A 13,972-nucleotide genomic window follows, 5' to 3' on the forward strand; every position below is an offset into this window, starting at 1 on the left:
CTCGCGGCGTCAGAGCGCCGCGCGAATATCGGTGAGGGCGAAGTCGTCGCCCTTGTAGAGCAGGGGCGCGTCGAGCGTCTTGGCGAGGGCGTAGGCGAAGCTGTCGGCGAGGTTCAGGCCGGCGGGATGTCGACCCTTGCCGTAGGCGAGGTAGGCCTTCAGCGCCGGCTCGTGCAGAGCCGGCTCGCGCGCGACCTGGATCCGCGCCCCTTCGAGCCAGGTGTCGAAGGCTTGCTGGTCGGCCAGATAGCCCCGGGCGACCAGCACGATGCCGGCCTCGGCGTAGTTGATCTCGGACAGCAGCATCTCGTCGCCTTGTGCGAGGACGCCCAGGAAGGCCGCACGCTCAGGCTCGCCGGTGATGATCGCCACGAGCGCGGAGGTGTCGACGACCAGCCTCATGCGGTCGGCAGGCCGGGAAGGTCGTTGATCTCGTCGAAGTCCGTCTTGGTGATCGGCGCCAACAGGCCCGCCCGAGCGGCCGGAGTCACGACCCGATCCGTCAAGGCCTGCAGTTCCGCGACGCTGAGCCGTTTTGGCGTTTGCCGCTCCCGCGCCAGCGCCTCGCGCGCCAGGGCGTCAATCGTGCTGGTGATCGTGGTTCCTCGCAGGGTGGCGATCTCGCGTACGAGCTTCTCGGTCTCGGGGTTCTTGATGAAGATGCCCATCGCGCCCTCCGGTATATAACCCAGGATATACTATCCAGCCGGCCGCTAAAAGCGTATCCTCCCAGGCCATGACCAAGCCCGTTCCCGCCGATGTCGTCTCGCGTTTGAAAGCCGTGCTCGGCGAGGGCGGCTGGAGTCAGGATCCGGACGTTGTCGCGCCGCTGCTGGTCGAGTGGCGCGGCCGCTGGAAGGGCGAGACGCCGCTGCTGGTCACCCCGCGCACGACGGCCGAGGTCGCCGCCGTGGTCGGGATCTGTGCGGCCGAGGGCGTGGCGATCACGCCCCAAGGCGGCAACACCGGCCTCGTCGCGGGCCAGATCCCCCACGGCGAGATCCTGCTCTCGACCCGCAAGCTGACCGCCGTGCGTGACGTCGATCCGATCGACGACGCCATGGTGCTGGAGGCGGGCGTCACCCTCTACGAGGCCCATCAGCAGGCCGCCAAGGTCGGTCGCCGCTTCACGGTCGGCGTCGCCTCGGAAGGCTCCTGCACGATCGGCGGCCTGATCTCGACCAACGCCGGCGGCACGGCGGTCCTGCGCTACGGCATGATGCGCGAGCAGGTGCTGGGCATCGAGGCGGTGCTGCCCAATGGCGAGATCTGGAATGGCCTCAAGCGCCTGCGCAAGGACAACACCGGCTACGATCTGAAGCAGCTGCTGATCGGCGCCGAGGGCACGCTCGGAATCGTCACCGCCGCCAGCCTGAAGATCCAGGCCCCGCTCGCCTCGCGGGCCGTGGCGATCGTCGGCCTGGGCTCGCCCGCCGACGCCATCCAGCTGTTGGCGCGGGCCAAGGAGGAGACCGGTGGCTCGGTCGAGGCCTTCGAGCTGATGGGCCTGCTGGGCTTCGCCCTGACGGTCCGCAACGTGCCGGGCCTGCGCGATCCGCTGCCGACCGAGCATCCCTGGTACGTCCTGATCGAGATCGCCAGCGGCGAGCCCGGCGCGGCCGAGGCGGCCTTGGAGCGGCTGCTGACCGGGGCGCTGGAGAGCGGCCTGATCGCCGACGCCGCCGTGGCCCAGACCGAAACGCAAATGAAGGCCTTCTGGCACATCCGCGAGGGCCACTCCGCCGGGCAAAAGCCGGAGGGGGCTGTGTGGAAGCACGACGTGTCGGTGCCGGTCTCGAAGATCCCGGACTTCATCGCCCGCGCCGACGCCGCGATCGAGCAGGCCTTCCCGGGGACGCGGATCATCGCCTTCGGCCACGTGGGCGACGGCAATGTCCACTACGACGTGCTCAAGCCCGTCGGCGCCGACGACGACGCCCACGACGTCCAGCGCGAGGCCGGCGCCAAGATCGTCCACGACATCGCCGCCGGATTCTCTGGCTCGATCAGCGCCGAACACGGCCTGGGCGCGATGAAGACGGCCGAGGCCCTGACCTACAAGGACCCTATCGAGGTCGCGGCCCTGCGGTCGATCCGCCAGGCTTTGGACCCCAAGCGGATCATGAACCCCCGGGTGCTGTTCTAGCCGCCGCGCGCTTGCGGGCGCGCAGGAACAGCACGAGCATCACCGCGAACGCCCCGGCGGGGATCGTGGCCTTGTAGAAGCCCGGCTGCGATCCTGGCAGCAGGTTGATCGCCCACGGGATGAAGCCCCACCGGCCGGTCGCCTGCTCCATCCAGAACGCCCCGACCCCGACAAAGCACATCACCGCCCAGACCGGACGGAACTTCAGTCCCCGATCGCGGAGGACCAGGAACAGGGCGACGATCATCGGAAGCGGCCAGGCGAGGGCGGCGGCGAGGCCAAGGGTCTGCATGACCCGCTGATACCCTCGCCGCGTAACGAGGTCGAGGAGTCTCAGCCCTCCGGCACTCCCGCCATCATCGCCCTTAGCGCCGCCAGATGGCCCTTCAGCGCCTCCCTGCCGGGCTTCGACAGGGAGAGCCAGGTGCGTTGACGCCCGTCTGAGGTGGCCTTCTTGACCTTCACATAGCCGGCCTCCTCCAATGTCTTCACGTGCTTGGAAAGCACCGACTCCGAGACGTCGAGGGCCTCGCGGACCGTGGCGAAGTCGATGGTGTCGACGGCGGCCAGCATGCAGCACATCTGCAGGCGGTTGGGGGCGTGGATCACGGGATCGAGCTCGGCGCTCACAGCGGGCGTCCGTCGCGCAGGTCGGCGCGGAAGGCGGCCTCCCAGACGAAGCCGCCGATGGTCGCCATCACCGCGATGATCGCGCCGGCGACATAGGGCGCGTAGCTGACATGCTTCATGTGGAACAGCCAGCCCGATGTCAGCATGGTTGCGCCTGTCAGGGTGGCTAGCGCGACAGCGACGATCCGCGTCCGGCCGGCGCGATAGCCGTAAACCCACATGCCGGTCTTACGGACGTAGGACTTCACCAAGAGCCAAATGCCCAACCCGCAGATAGGGAAGTAGGCGTATTGCCATACGATCGGCACAGCCTGGGCTACGGCAAGTCCGCCCATCAGCAGGCCCAGCACCGGGTGATACCAGACCGGCGCCTTGGCGCGCTCGGCCATGTCGGCGTTGGCGGCCTCGACCTCGGCCAGCATGCGCAACGCGTCTTCGTCTCGGGTCATCGCGACCTCCTTACTTTCCATTGCGGAAAGTCATAGCGGGTCGCTTTCCATCTTGGCAAGTGAAAACTTTCCGATCTGGAAAGTGATGCTGCTCCCACCTAGCGCCGCGCCTCCGAAGCCTCTATCTCCCCGGCCATGCTGATGGTCATCTCGCCCGCCAAGTCTCTGGACTTCACCGCGCCCGCCCAGGCCCTGCCGCTGACGACGCCTGAGCTGAAGGGCCAGATCGCCGAGCTGGCCAAGGTGACGCGCAAGCTGACGGCGGCCGACCTGAAGCGTCTGATGCACATCTCCGACGCCCTGGCCAAGCTGAACCGCGAGCGCTTCCAGGCCTTCGACTCGGAACTGGAGGACGGGCTGCAGGCGATCATCGCCTTCAACGGCGACGTCTATGCGGGCCTGGCCGCGCGCGAGCTGGACCGGCCGTCGCTGGAGTGGGCGCAGGACCACCTGCGCATCCTGTCGGGCCTTTATGGCGTGCTGCGCCCGTTCGACGCCCTGCAGCCCTATCGCCTGGAGATGGGCACGCGGCTGAAGACCAAGCGCGGCCATAACCTCTACGATTACTGGGGCGAGACGATCTCCCAGACCCTGAACACCGCCGCCGCAGGCCACGCCGACCCGACCCTGGTGAACCTGGCCAGCCAGGAATATTTCGGCGCCGTCGACGCCAAGGCTTTGAAGCTGCCGGTCGTCACCTGCCACTTCAAGGAGGAGAAGGCCGGCGAGCTGCGCGTGCTGGGCTTCTTCGCCAAGAAGGCCCGCGGCCGCATGGCGCGCTACGTCATCGACAACCGCATCGACCGCGCCGAGGGCCTGAAGGGTTTCGACCTGGACGGCTATCGCTTCCAGCCGTCGCTCTCGACGGACGCCGACTGGGTTTTCGCTCGCCCGCAGCCTTAAATTCATCTATTGGTGAATTTATAGCCCCTCGCCCTTCGCGAGGGCGAGCGATATGTTGCGCCGCAACATCGTTGGTGCGTCATCCAGGAGCGCGTGAATGGCCGTCGATTTCGGTTTGCAAGGGCAGGTCGCCATCGTCACCGGTTCGACCAGCGGCATCGGCCACGCCCTGGCCGACGCGCTCGCGGCCCAAGGCTGCAACATCGTCATGAACGGCCTCGGCGAAATGAACGCCATCGAGCGCGCCCGCTCGGAGATGGCCGAAAAGCACGGCGTCGAGGTGCTGTATCACGGCGCCGACATGACCAAGCCGATCGAGATCGCCGACATGGTCAAGGCGGCCAAGGCCGAGTTCGGCGAGCTGGATATCCTGGTCAACAACGCCGGCGTCCAGTATGTGGCCCCGATCGAGGAGTTCCCGGACGACAAGTGGGACCTGATCATCGCCATCAACCTCTCCTCGGCCTTCCACGCCACCAAGGCGGCGGTGCCGATCATGAAGGAGCAGGGGCGCGGGCGGATCGTCAACATCGCCTCGGCCCACGCCCTGGTCGCCTCGCCGTTCAAGTCGGCCTATGTGGCGGCCAAGCACGGCATCATGGGCCTGACCAAGACGGTCGCGCTCGAGGTCGCGACCCACGGCATAACCTGCAACGCCATCTGCCCCGGCTTCGTGAAGACGCCGCTGGTCGAGGCCCAGATCGCCGACCAGGCCAAGGCGCGCGGCATTTCGGAAGAGGCGGTGATGAAGGACGTCATCCTGGCCGCCCAGCCGACCAAGCAGTTCGTCACCTTCGAGCAGCTGGCGGGCATGCTGCTGTATCTGGTGTCGGACGCCGGGGCCTCGGCCAACGGCGCGGCTTTCCAGGTCGACGGCGGCTGGGTCGCGCAATAGGCTTAGCGGGTGCCCATCCCGCCCTTCACGCGTAAGAAGCCCACCGGCCGCGCCCTGAGCCTGGCGCTGCAGGGCGGCGGCGCGCATGGGGCGTTCGAGTGGGGCGTACTGGACCGCCTGCTTGAGGAAGAGGACCTGGAGATCCGGGCGGTCACCGCCGCCTCGGCCGGCGCCATGAACGCCGTCTGTCTGGCCCAGGGCCTGATCGACGATGGCAAGGCCGGGGCCAAGGCCAGGCTCGACTCGTTCTGGCGGCAGGTGAACCGTTCGGGCGGCCGCAACGTCTTCGGCGACACCTCGATCTGGACCAGCGCCTTCTCCGGCGGCGTCGACTGGTGGAAGAACACGCCCGGCTGGCGAATGGCCGAGACCCTGGCCCTGTCGTTCAGCCCCTATGAGTTCAATCCGTTCAACCTGAACCCCCTGCACGACGTGCTGGAGGCCGAGATCACCTTCAAGGCGTTGCGCGAGCGCTCGCCGGTGAAGCTGTTCATCTCGGCGACGGCCATCCGCACCAGCAAGTCCAGGATCTTCCGCGAAACCGAACTGACCGCGCGCCATATCATGGCCAGCGCCTGCCTGCCCCAACTGTTCCAGGCGGTCGAGATCGACGGCGAGCCCTATTGGGACGGCGGCTTCCTGGCCAATCCGGCCCTCTGGCCGCTGTTCTACGAGGACACGCCCGACGACATCCTGATCGTCAGCCTCAATCCGTTCGTCCGCGAGGAGACGCCCAAGACCCCGGGCGAGATCATGGACCGGCTGAACGAGATCACCTTCAACGCCTCCCTGGCTTCCGAGCTGCGGGCCATCGGCTTCGTCCAGAAGCTGTTGGACGAGGGGTTGCTGAAGGACAACGCCCGGGGCCGCTACCGGCGGATGCTGGTTCACGCCATCACCGCCGACAAGCCGCTGGCGGACCTGTCGCTGTCGACCAAGTTCAACACCGAGTGGAGCTTTCTCAGCGACCTGAAGGAGCGCGGCCGCGCCGCCGCCGACGCCTGGCTCGCCGACTGCGGGACCTGCATCGGCGTCAAGTCCAGCGTCGACCTGAAGGTCGGGTTTCCGTGAGCCCGCATCCCGTGCCGACGGTCGGGGTCGTCTGCCTGCGCGGCGACCAGGTGCTGTTGATCAAGCGCGGAACACCGCCGCGCCTCCACCAGTGGAGCCTGCCGGGCGGGCGCCTGGAGTGGGGTGAGACGACGGCTTCCGCCGCCTTGCGCGAGCTGAAGGAGGAGACCGGCGTCGACGCCGAGCTCCTGGGCCTGATCGACGTGATCGACGGGGTGTTTCCGGCGCGTCCCGGCGGGGAGATCACCCGTCACTACGTCCTGATCGACTATGCCGCCCGCTGGACCGGCGGCGAGCCCGTGGCCGGCGACGACGCGGCGGACGCCCGGTTCGTCTCGCGCGAGGAGGCGATGGCCCTGGTGGAGTGGAACGAGACGCGGCGGGTGATCGCCGAGGCTTACGAGCGGTTTGGGGGGTAGTTCTCCCCCCCCCCCCCCGCATCGCGGGGGAGGAGAGGCGCTTGCGCTCACGCTTCATTCCCCCGACATCTCTTCCATGACCCAGCTCGACGCCCCAGCGCCCCGCTTCTCCATCAGCCCCAACGCCCTGATCCTGCTGGCCGCCTGCGTGGGCCTCGGCTGGGCGGTCGGGGCCGGGCTTCCGCCCGCCGGCGTGATCACCTTCGCCTTCGTGGCCGCCGCCTGGGTGTTCAGCGTCGGGATCCACGAGTTCGGCCACGCCCTGACCGCCTACAAGGCCGGCGACACCACCATCGTGGAGAAGGGCTACCTGACCCTCGACCCGCTGAAATACTCCGACCTCGCCACCACCATCGTCATTCCGCTGATCGCCCTGGCCCTGGGCGGCATCGGCTTCCCCGGCGGCGCGGTCTATCTGCGCGAGGACCTCATGCGGTCGCGCGGCTGGCGGTCTTTGGCCTCGCTGGCCGGGCCGCTGGGGACGTTGCTGGTGCTGGTCGCCATCGCCGCGGCCCTGCCGTTTGTCGCCGCGCCGCCGCTACGCCACGCCCTGGCGCTTCTGGCCTTCCTGCAGGCCACGGCCTTCGTGCTGAATCTGCTGCCCGTTCCAGGCCTAGACGGCTATGGCGTCCTTCGGCCGTTCCTGCCCGACGGCGTCCGCGCGAGGTTGATCAAGGTCGAGCGCGTCGGATTCCTGCTGCTGTTCGCCCTGATCTTCTTCGTCCCCGGCGTCAGCGACCTGATCTTCAAGGCCGCCCTGACGGTCACCGACCTTCTGGGCGTGCCGCGCGCGGCGATCGGCGACGGCTGGCGGACCTTCCACTTCTGGGGGTCTTGACCTTCGGCAGCTGATCGCCTCCCCTTCAAACAAGTGTTCAAGATAATGAGGGGAGGATCGTCATGGCCTACGCGCCGTTCAACCTGTCGGGCAAGGTGGCCCTGGTCACCGGCGGCAATCGCGGCATCGGCCTCGGCATGGCCAAGGCGATGGCCCAGGCCGGCGCCGACATCGTCATCTGGGGCTCCAATCCCGAGCGCAACCAGACCGCCGAGCAGGAACTCACGGCGCTGGGCGTGCGCGTGAAGGCCCAGACCGTCGACGTCGCCGACGAGGCCCAGGTCCGCGAAGGCATGGAGGAGGCGGTGGCCGCCATGGGCCGCGTCGACGCCGTCTTCGCCAACGCTGGCATCGGCTACGGCTCGCCGTCCTTCGTCGAGATGAAGACCGAGGTCTATCGCAAGGTGCTGTCGGTCAATCTGGACGGCGTCTTCTTCACCCTGCGCGAGGCCTGCCGGCACATGGTCGAACGCGCCAAGGCCGGTGATCCGGGCGGCTCGCTGGTCGGGATCGCCTCGCTGGCCGCCATCGAGGGCGCGGCCAAGAACGAGGCCTACGCCGCCACCAAGGGCGCGGTGATCTCGATGATCAAGTCGGTCGCGGTCGAGCACGCCCGCTACGGCGTCCGGGCCAACGCCATCCTGCCGGGCTGGATCGCCACCGACATGACCGCTGGGGCGCAAGGCAACAGCGCCTTCGCCGAGAAGGTCATTCCCCGGGTTCCCGCCCGCCGCTGGGGCGAGCCCGACGACTTCGGCGGCATGGCGGTCTATCTGGCCTCTGACGCCTCCAGCTACCAGTCGGGCACGACCATCGTCATCGATGGCGGATACTCGATCTTCTAAGAATGCGTTTCTTGGACTCTGCGGTCCATTGAAACCCTATTGAAAACAGGGGGTTGCGGAACCTGCGCGGTGGTGAGAAACTTCCCTTGTGGCAGCCTGGACATCAGATCCGGGCGTCGCGAGGAAACGAGAGAGAACGATGACGCCCCAAGACGTTGTCAGCCTGGCGCCGCCGCGCGGCTTTCTGATGATGCTGGCCCTGGCCTTCACCGGCATGATGGCCTGCTTCTGGACCCACGACACCGACGTCGAGGCCGAACTGGTCCGCCGCGACTAGGGTTCCGATTGTCGTTCGGAGCGCGCTTACCAGATCAAGGGCGCGCGATCTCTGAAGCCACGGCGCATGCCTTCTCGAAAGCCGCCTGGAGTTCTGCGCTCACCGAGCGCGGCGGAGGCTCCGCGCCCAGGTGGATGGCGCGCAATTCGTCCATGAACGCCTCCCACATCGCCGACCCACCGGCCTCCAGAAGCTCGGCGCGGATCGCCAGTTCCGGCGTGGTCGGCGTGTGTCGTCTGCCCCACGCCCCCATCTGCGCCAGCAGCGGCACCAACTGGATCGATGGTTCCGTCAAGCTGTAGACGCCCTTCTGCTTGTGGCTGGGGTCATCGACGCGTGACAGAAGGCCGTTGGCGACCAGGCGCTTGAGCCGATCGGCCAGCACGTTGGAGGCGATGCCCTCCTCGGACCGGTTCAGCAGTTCCCGGTAGTGGCGCCGACCGCCGAACATCACGTCGCGCAGGACGATCAGGCTCCAGCGATCCCCCAGCAGTTCGAGCGTCAAATTGATGGGGCAGCCGGATCGGTGAGGCGGGAGGGACATTTTCGCTCCGAGAAACTGGTTGCGATGTAGGAGCAGCGCCTCTAAGCATCAACTGCTTGCAAATTGCAATCGGATTGAGGCGGCCCGTGTCACTGACCCTCTATGCCCATCCCTTCTCGTCCTACTGCCAGAAGGTCCAGATCGCGTTCTACGAAAACGATCTGCCGTTCACCTACCGGCTGCTGGGCCCCGAGGATCCCGCCGCCATGGAGGAGCGTCAGGGCCTCTGGCCGCTGGGCCGCTTTCCTGTCCTGGTGGACGATGGCGTCACCGTGGTGGAGTCCAGCATCATCATCGAGCACCTGCATCTGTTTCACCCTGGGGCGGTGGCGCTATTGCCCGAGGATCCGAAGGCCGCGCTGAGGGTGCGCTTCCTCGATCGCTTCTTCGACCACTACGTCATGACGCCGATGCAGGTCCCGGTGTTCGAGTCATTGCGTCCCGACGGCGGTCGCAGGGAAGCGATGGCCGAAGCCGCCGTCGCCTTGGATACGGCTTACGGATGGTTGGAGGGGCAGCTCGACGGCCCTTGGGCCGCGGGCGACGATTTCACCATGGCCGACTGCGCAGCCGCGGCGTCGCTATTCTACGCGGACTGGGTGCGTCCGATTGGGGAGGCGTTTCCCAAGGTGGGGGCCTATCGCGCTCGGCTGTTGGACCGGCCGTCGATGCGGCGCTGCGTGGAGGAAGGGCGGCCTTATCGCGCGCTCTTCCCCCTGGGGGCGCCGGACCGAGACTGACCTCGCGGCAGGCTTGTGACGCCGTCGGCTCGCCCTGATCCTTCCGCAAAACATGGGAGGAACGGGCATGGGGCTGCGCACGCCGCTCTGCGGTCTTCTGGATATCGAGCATCCGATCCTGCTGGCAGGCATGGGCGGTGTCTCCTATGCGCCCCTGGCGGCGGCGGTGTCGAACGCCGGCGGCTATGGCGTCCTAGGCATGGCCGGGACCTCGCCCGACTTCATCCGCAGCCAGATGCGCGAGGTTCGCGCCCTGACCGACAAGCCGTTTGGCGTCGACCTGCTGGCCGCCACGCCTGACGCCCTGACCGCTAGCGTCGAGGTCATCATCGAGGAAGGGGCGAGTTCCTTCGTCGCCGGGCTGGGCGTGCCGTCCCCGATCATCGCGCGGTTAAAGGCCGCCGGCCTAAAGGTCATGGTCGTTTGCGGCGCGGTGAAGCACGCGGTGAAGGCCGAAGCCGCAGGCTGCGACGCCGTCATCTGCCAGGGCGGCGAGGGCGGCGGGCACACGGGCCTCGTTGGCACCTTGCCCCTGGTCGCCCAGGCGGTCGAGGCCGTGAAGATCCCCGTGGTCGCCGCGGGCGGGCTTTACGACGGTCGTGGTCTGGCGGCGGCGCTGGCGCTGGGCGCGCAGGGCGTATGGATGGGCACGCGCTTCATCGCCTCGGCCGAGGCCCACGCCGGCGATCTCTACCGCCAGGCCGTGATCGAGGCTTCCGACGAGGAGACGGTCCGCACGCGCTGCTACTCCGGCAAGCCGATGCGGGTGAAGAAAAATCCTTACGTCGAAGACTGGGAGGCGAGGCCCACCGAAATCCAGCCCTTCCCGCAGCAGGCGATGATCTCGATCCGCAACGGCGCGATGGGCGGCATCGGCGGGCAGATCGAAGGCCTCGACCCCGACAAGTCCTGCTTCGCCATGGGCCAGAGCGCCGGCGGGATCCACGACGCCCCGCCGGCCGGCGAGCTTGTCGTCCGGTTGATGCAGGAAGCAGAGACGGCCTTGGCGCGGGCCAACGCCTGCCGCGTCTAGTCCGCGACCTTCGGCAACACCCGGCGGAAGTGGGCCTCGACCGCGTCGTGGCACTCGCAGGCGCGTTTCTCCAGGCCTGGTCGGTCCAGCACCTCGACCCGCCCGCGGCCGATGTGGATCAGGCCGGAATCCTGCAGGCTGCGCGCCACGGCGCTGATCGTCGTGCGCTGCACGCCCAGCATCTGGGCGAGGGTTTCTTGCGTCAGCCGGATCGGCTCGTCGCCCGAGCGGTCATGGGCGAACAGCAGCCAGCGGCAGGCGCGCTGCTCGATCGGGTGGAGGGCGTTGCAGGCGGCGACCTGCATCATCTGGGCGATAAACACGTCGGCGTAGCGGTCGAACAGGTCGGCCACGACCGGCGAGCGGTTCTTGACCTCCTCGAGCCGCGCGGTGGGCACGCAAAAGGCGTAACCGGGAACGCGGACGACGGCGCGGCCATAGGCCGGCTTGAACCCCGCGCTGACCATGCCGCCTATGGCGCCTTCATGGCCGATGCTCGCCGCCTCGATTTCCTGCCCATCGGACGTGACGACCAGCAGCGAGGCCTGGGTGGGACCGCAGGGCAGGTAGGTGTGCTCGACGTCGTCACCCGCGTCGAAAAGGACCTCGTCCTGGGGCAGATCGACAAGGATCAGATAGGGGGAAAGGGTTTCGAGGGCGTCGGGACGCAGGGCGGCCAGCAGTCGGTTGGCCGAGAAGGGCGGCGCGTCTTCGCCGCCTGCGGCTCCGCGGGAAAGACGGGCGGTGGCTGACATGGAAATCTCCGTGACGGTGCTTAAGCGCACAGCTCACGGCTTAGTTTCCGAGGGCCTCCCAATGACGTATCAGCTGAGCGCCTCGAGGTTTGCGGGCTTCCAGCTTTCATCCTCTTCGTGAAGCACGACAGGGAGGCCCAGGCCGGCGGGGTGTTCGGCGAGCCGAAGCACCGCGGCCCGGGCCGCGTCGGGGGTTTCGTAGGCCCCGAAACGCAGGTGTTCGCCGATAATCGACCAGTGGTCGCCAACGCGGACAACGCCGTAATGCACCTCAGTCATGGCTAGACCTCCTTGCAGTAATCCACAGGGAACGCCCGATCGGCGGTTGGCGCAAGTGCTTTATCGCTAAAGCTTTTTCTGACACCGGTGGACTCTTTGTCCCCAGAAGCGGCGAAGATTTGCCCGTCTTTCGGCGATCCGCGGGTGACAAGGCGGCGCGCGGTTGGCGATAACCGGGCGCATGGTTCGCCCGCTTCTCTCCGGTCTTCTCGCGACGGCGCTTTTAGCCGCTGGGCCGGCCGTGGCGCAGGATCGGCCGGCCGATCAGCGCCAGCGCCTTCTGGAGCTAGCCTATGCGCTCGGGGAGGGGCACGCCCTGCGGCAGGCGTGTGAAGGCGAGGACGACCAGTCCTGGCGCGCTCGGCTGATGCGGCTGGTCCAGGTCGAGCGGCCGGGCGCCATGCTGGAGGCTCAGCTTCGCGAACGTTTCAACGCGGGGTTCGTCGCCCGACGAGGACAAGCCTGCGACGAGGCAGGCCACAAGGCCGAGGCCGAGGTGGCCCGGCGCGGCCAGGCCCTGGCCCTGAAACTCGCGCACGCCACGATCCAGGTCCGTCGCGACCCGCCGGCGCCGGATTCCGTGGCGGACGCCGAAACGGCGCGCTAACCTCAACCGCAAGATTGTGGAGGAGGGCGTCTTGGGCGTCTCGATAGTTGTTCTGATCCTGCTGGTCCTGGCGTTCGTCCTGGTGATCAGCGTGATCAAGATCGTGCCCCAGGGGCGCGAATTCACCGTGGAGCGGTTCGGTCGCTACACCCGGACCCTCAAGCCCGGCATCAGCATCCTCACGCCGTTCGTCGAGACGATCGGGCGCAAGGTCAACATGATGGAGCAGGTGCTGGACGTCCCGCAGCAGGAGGTCATCACCAAGGACAACGTGTCGGTGAAGGTCGACGCGATCGTCTTCATCCAGGTCATGGACGCCGCGGCGGCGGCCTATCGCGTCGACAACCTGATCTACGCGATCACCCAACTGGCCCAGACCAACCTGCGGACCGTCGTTGGTTCGATGGAGCTGGACGAGGTCCTGAGCCAGCGCGACGCGATCAACACCCGCCTGCTGTCGACCATCGACCACGCCACCGGCCCCTGGGGCGTCAAGGTCGCGCGGATCGAGATCAAGGACCTGACGCCGCCGCCGGACATCACCAACGCCATGGCCCGCCAGATGAAGGCCGAGCGCGAGAAGCGCGCGGTGATCACCGAGGCGGAAGGCGAGAAGCAGTCCCAGATCGCGCGCGCCGAGGGCCAGAAGCAGTCGGCCATCCTGCAGGCCGAGGGCCGCCGCGAGGCCGCCTTCCGCGACGCCGAGGCCCGCGAGCGTGAAGCCGAGGCCGAAGCGAAGGCGACGGCCTTCGTCTCCGAGGCCATCTCGAAGGGCGACGTCAACGCGATCAACTACTTCATCGCCCAGAAGTACGTCGAAGCCTTCGGCGAGCTGGCCAGGAGTCCGCAGCAGAAGACCGTGATCGTGCCGGCTGACTTCGCCGGCCTGACCGGGACGGTCGCGGGCGTAGGCGAGCTGATCAAGAGCCTGGGCGCCGATCCGCCGTCGCGTCCGTCGCCGACGCCGAGACCTGCCTCGCCCACCGCCACCAGCACGCCGACCGGCGGCAAGCGCGGGGCCTGACCATGGGCGCTTTGCAGACCCTCTATGCGTCGCACCCGTTCTGGCCCTGGCTGGCCCTGGCCGCCCTGCTGCTGGCGATCGAGGTGGCCACGGGCACCGGCTGGCTGCTGTGGCCGGCCGCCTGCGCCTTCGTCGTCGGCCTGCTGGCCGAGGCCTTGCATCCGGGGCTGGCCTTGGAGGTCGGCCTGTTCGCCGTGCTGACCATCGCCTCGACCTATCTGGCGCGCCGGTTCCTGCGACCGGTGCTGGAGCCCACCAGTCCCGACCTGAACGATCCCCTGCAGCGGCTGGTCGGCCAGCACGGTCAGGCGATGTCCGCGTTCGAGCAGGGGCGCGGCCGTGTCTTCGTCGACGGCAAGGACTGGGCGGCGGAAAGCGACGGGGCGGCGCCGCTGCTCGAGCAGACGGTGGTCGTCACGGGCGTCGACGGCGCGGTGCTGAAGGTGCGTCCGGTCGTTCACTGAGCCGCGCCGACGACAAAAGCGGCGCTGGCCCCTGTTATTGGCGCGTCGCCGCA

21 protein-coding genes are annotated in these 13,972 nt (G+C 67.8%); 13 read left to right on the plus strand and 8 right to left on the minus strand.

Annotated features, from left to right (window positions below):
* Nucleotides 1–9: 9 nt before the first annotated feature.
* The gene (locus DI526_RS07965; protein WP_304276312.1) at nucleotides 10–402 is read right to left on the minus strand and encodes a type II toxin-antitoxin system VapC family toxin; all 393 of its coding nucleotides are present in this window, start codon (nucleotides 400–402) and stop codon (nucleotides 10–12) included.
* A complete protein-coding gene (locus DI526_RS07970; protein ID WP_304276314.1) occupies nucleotides 399–668 on the minus strand; it encodes a type II toxin-antitoxin system VapB family antitoxin in 270 nt (89 codons plus the stop codon). Before DI526_RS07970 ends, DI526_RS07965 begins: the two co-directional genes overlap by 4 nt.
* A gap of 68 nt (nucleotides 669–736) precedes the next feature.
* On the opposite strand from DI526_RS07970, the gene DI526_RS07975 reads away from it, so the two are divergent.
* Nucleotides 737–2,146 (plus strand): FAD-binding oxidoreductase, encoded by a 1,410-nt coding sequence (locus DI526_RS07975; protein WP_304276316.1) that lies wholly within the window; start codon nucleotides 737–739, stop codon nucleotides 2,144–2,146.
* Here the strand turns inward: DI526_RS07975 and DI526_RS07980 are convergent.
* From DI526_RS07980 to DI526_RS07990, 3 genes are read right to left on the minus strand one after another with little or no spacing between them, the layout of a single operon-like run.
* Nucleotides 2,121–2,438 carry a hypothetical protein gene (locus DI526_RS07980; protein ID WP_304276318.1) on the minus strand — a complete coding sequence of 106 codons (318 nt, stop codon included), beginning with the start codon at nucleotides 2,436–2,438 and terminating at the stop codon, nucleotides 2,121–2,123. The genes DI526_RS07975 and DI526_RS07980 overlap by 26 nt on opposite strands.
* A 41-nt stretch (nucleotides 2,439–2,479) precedes the next feature.
* Nucleotides 2,480–2,776, minus strand: a complete 297-nt coding sequence (locus DI526_RS07985; RefSeq protein WP_304276319.1) for a transcriptional regulator — start codon at nucleotides 2,774–2,776, stop codon at nucleotides 2,480–2,482.
* Complete coding sequence (locus DI526_RS07990) at nucleotides 2,773–3,225, minus strand: hypothetical protein (RefSeq protein ID WP_304276321.1); 453 nt, start codon at nucleotides 3,223–3,225, stop codon at nucleotides 2,773–2,775. Before DI526_RS07990 ends, DI526_RS07985 begins: the two co-directional genes overlap by 4 nt.
* Nucleotides 3,226–3,360: 135 nt before the next feature.
* Between DI526_RS07990 and yaaA the strand changes: the two genes are divergently transcribed.
* The 7 genes from yaaA (at nucleotide 3,361) to DI526_RS08025 (ending at nucleotide 8,473) form a co-directional block, all read left to right on the plus strand.
* On the plus strand, nucleotides 3,361–4,128 hold the full coding sequence (yaaA, locus tag DI526_RS07995) for a peroxide stress protein YaaA (RefSeq protein ID WP_304276323.1): 768 nt from the start codon (nucleotides 3,361–3,363) through the stop codon (nucleotides 4,126–4,128).
* A gap of 97 nt (nucleotides 4,129–4,225) precedes the next feature.
* Nucleotides 4,226–5,023 (plus strand): 3-hydroxybutyrate dehydrogenase, encoded by a 798-nt coding sequence (locus DI526_RS08000; RefSeq protein WP_304276324.1) that lies wholly within the window; start codon nucleotides 4,226–4,228, stop codon nucleotides 5,021–5,023.
* Nucleotides 5,024–5,032: 9 nt separating this feature from the next.
* Nucleotides 5,033–6,094 carry a patatin-like phospholipase family protein gene (locus tag DI526_RS08005; RefSeq protein ID WP_304276326.1) on the plus strand — a complete coding sequence of 354 codons (1,062 nt, stop codon included), beginning with the start codon at nucleotides 5,033–5,035 and terminating at the stop codon, nucleotides 6,092–6,094.
* Nucleotides 6,091–6,513: an NUDIX hydrolase gene (locus DI526_RS08010; RefSeq protein WP_304276327.1), complete on the plus strand. Its 423-nt coding sequence runs from the start codon at nucleotides 6,091–6,093 to the stop codon at nucleotides 6,511–6,513. The genes DI526_RS08005 and DI526_RS08010 overlap by 4 nt, the downstream gene beginning before the upstream one ends.
* Before the next feature lie 76 nt (nucleotides 6,514–6,589).
* The gene (locus tag DI526_RS08015; RefSeq protein WP_304276328.1) at nucleotides 6,590–7,351 is read left to right on the plus strand and encodes a site-2 protease family protein; all 762 of its coding nucleotides are present in this window, start codon (nucleotides 6,590–6,592) and stop codon (nucleotides 7,349–7,351) included.
* A 62-nt stretch (nucleotides 7,352–7,413) separates the two neighbouring features.
* Nucleotides 7,414–8,196, plus strand: a complete 783-nt coding sequence (locus tag DI526_RS08020; protein ID WP_304276330.1) for an SDR family NAD(P)-dependent oxidoreductase — start codon at nucleotides 7,414–7,416, stop codon at nucleotides 8,194–8,196.
* A 139-nt stretch (nucleotides 8,197–8,335) separates the two neighbouring features.
* Nucleotides 8,336–8,473 (plus strand): hypothetical protein, encoded by a 138-nt coding sequence (locus tag DI526_RS08025; RefSeq protein ID WP_304276332.1) that lies wholly within the window; start codon nucleotides 8,336–8,338, stop codon nucleotides 8,471–8,473.
* Between the two features lie 34 nt (nucleotides 8,474–8,507).
* Here the strand turns inward: DI526_RS08025 and DI526_RS08030 are convergent, their stop codons facing one another.
* A complete protein-coding gene (locus tag DI526_RS08030) occupies nucleotides 8,508–8,978 on the minus strand; it encodes a helix-turn-helix domain-containing protein (RefSeq protein ID WP_304276334.1) in 471 nt (156 codons plus the stop codon).
* 125 nt (nucleotides 8,979–9,103) lie between these two features.
* Between DI526_RS08030 and DI526_RS08035 the strand changes: the two genes are divergently transcribed.
* Entirely contained in the window at nucleotides 9,104–9,757 is a 654-nt protein-coding gene (locus tag DI526_RS08035) for a glutathione S-transferase family protein (protein ID WP_304276335.1), read from the plus strand.
* 67 nt (nucleotides 9,758–9,824) lie between these two features.
* Nucleotides 9,825–10,790 carry a nitronate monooxygenase family protein gene (locus DI526_RS08040; RefSeq protein WP_304276337.1) on the plus strand — a complete coding sequence of 322 codons (966 nt, stop codon included), beginning with the start codon at nucleotides 9,825–9,827 and terminating at the stop codon, nucleotides 10,788–10,790.
* Here the strand turns inward: DI526_RS08040 and DI526_RS08045 are convergent.
* Complete coding sequence (locus DI526_RS08045; RefSeq protein ID WP_304276338.1) at nucleotides 10,787–11,545, minus strand: Crp/Fnr family transcriptional regulator; 759 nt, start codon at nucleotides 11,543–11,545, stop codon at nucleotides 10,787–10,789. The two genes, DI526_RS08040 and DI526_RS08045, sit on opposite strands and share 4 nt — an antisense overlap.
* A gap of 69 nt (nucleotides 11,546–11,614) precedes the next feature.
* On the minus strand, nucleotides 11,615–11,824 hold the full coding sequence (locus DI526_RS08050; protein WP_304276340.1) for a hypothetical protein: 210 nt from the start codon (nucleotides 11,822–11,824) through the stop codon (nucleotides 11,615–11,617).
* Nucleotides 11,825–12,005: 181 nt separating this feature from the next.
* Here DI526_RS08050 and DI526_RS08055 point away from each other — a divergent pair, with 181 nt between their 5' ends.
* The 3 genes from DI526_RS08055 to DI526_RS08065 are packed head-to-tail and all read left to right on the plus strand — an operon-like array spanning nucleotide 12,006 to nucleotide 13,919.
* Entirely contained in the window at nucleotides 12,006–12,431 is a 426-nt protein-coding gene (locus DI526_RS08055; protein ID WP_304276341.1) for a TIGR02301 family protein, read from the plus strand.
* 31 nt (nucleotides 12,432–12,462) lie between these two features.
* Nucleotides 12,463–13,455, plus strand: coding sequence for an SPFH domain-containing protein (locus tag DI526_RS08060; RefSeq protein WP_304276343.1), 993 nt, complete (start codon nucleotides 12,463–12,465; stop codon nucleotides 13,453–13,455).
* A 2-nt stretch (nucleotides 13,456–13,457) separates the two neighbouring features.
* Nucleotides 13,458–13,919, plus strand: coding sequence for an NfeD family protein (locus DI526_RS08065; protein ID WP_304276345.1), 462 nt, complete (start codon nucleotides 13,458–13,460; stop codon nucleotides 13,917–13,919).
* Nucleotides 13,920–13,972 lie beyond the last annotated feature (53 nt).

The organism is Caulobacter segnis, assembly GCF_003243465.1.
GTDB classification, from domain to species: Bacteria; Pseudomonadota; Alphaproteobacteria; order Caulobacterales; family Caulobacteraceae; genus Caulobacter; species Caulobacter segnis_A.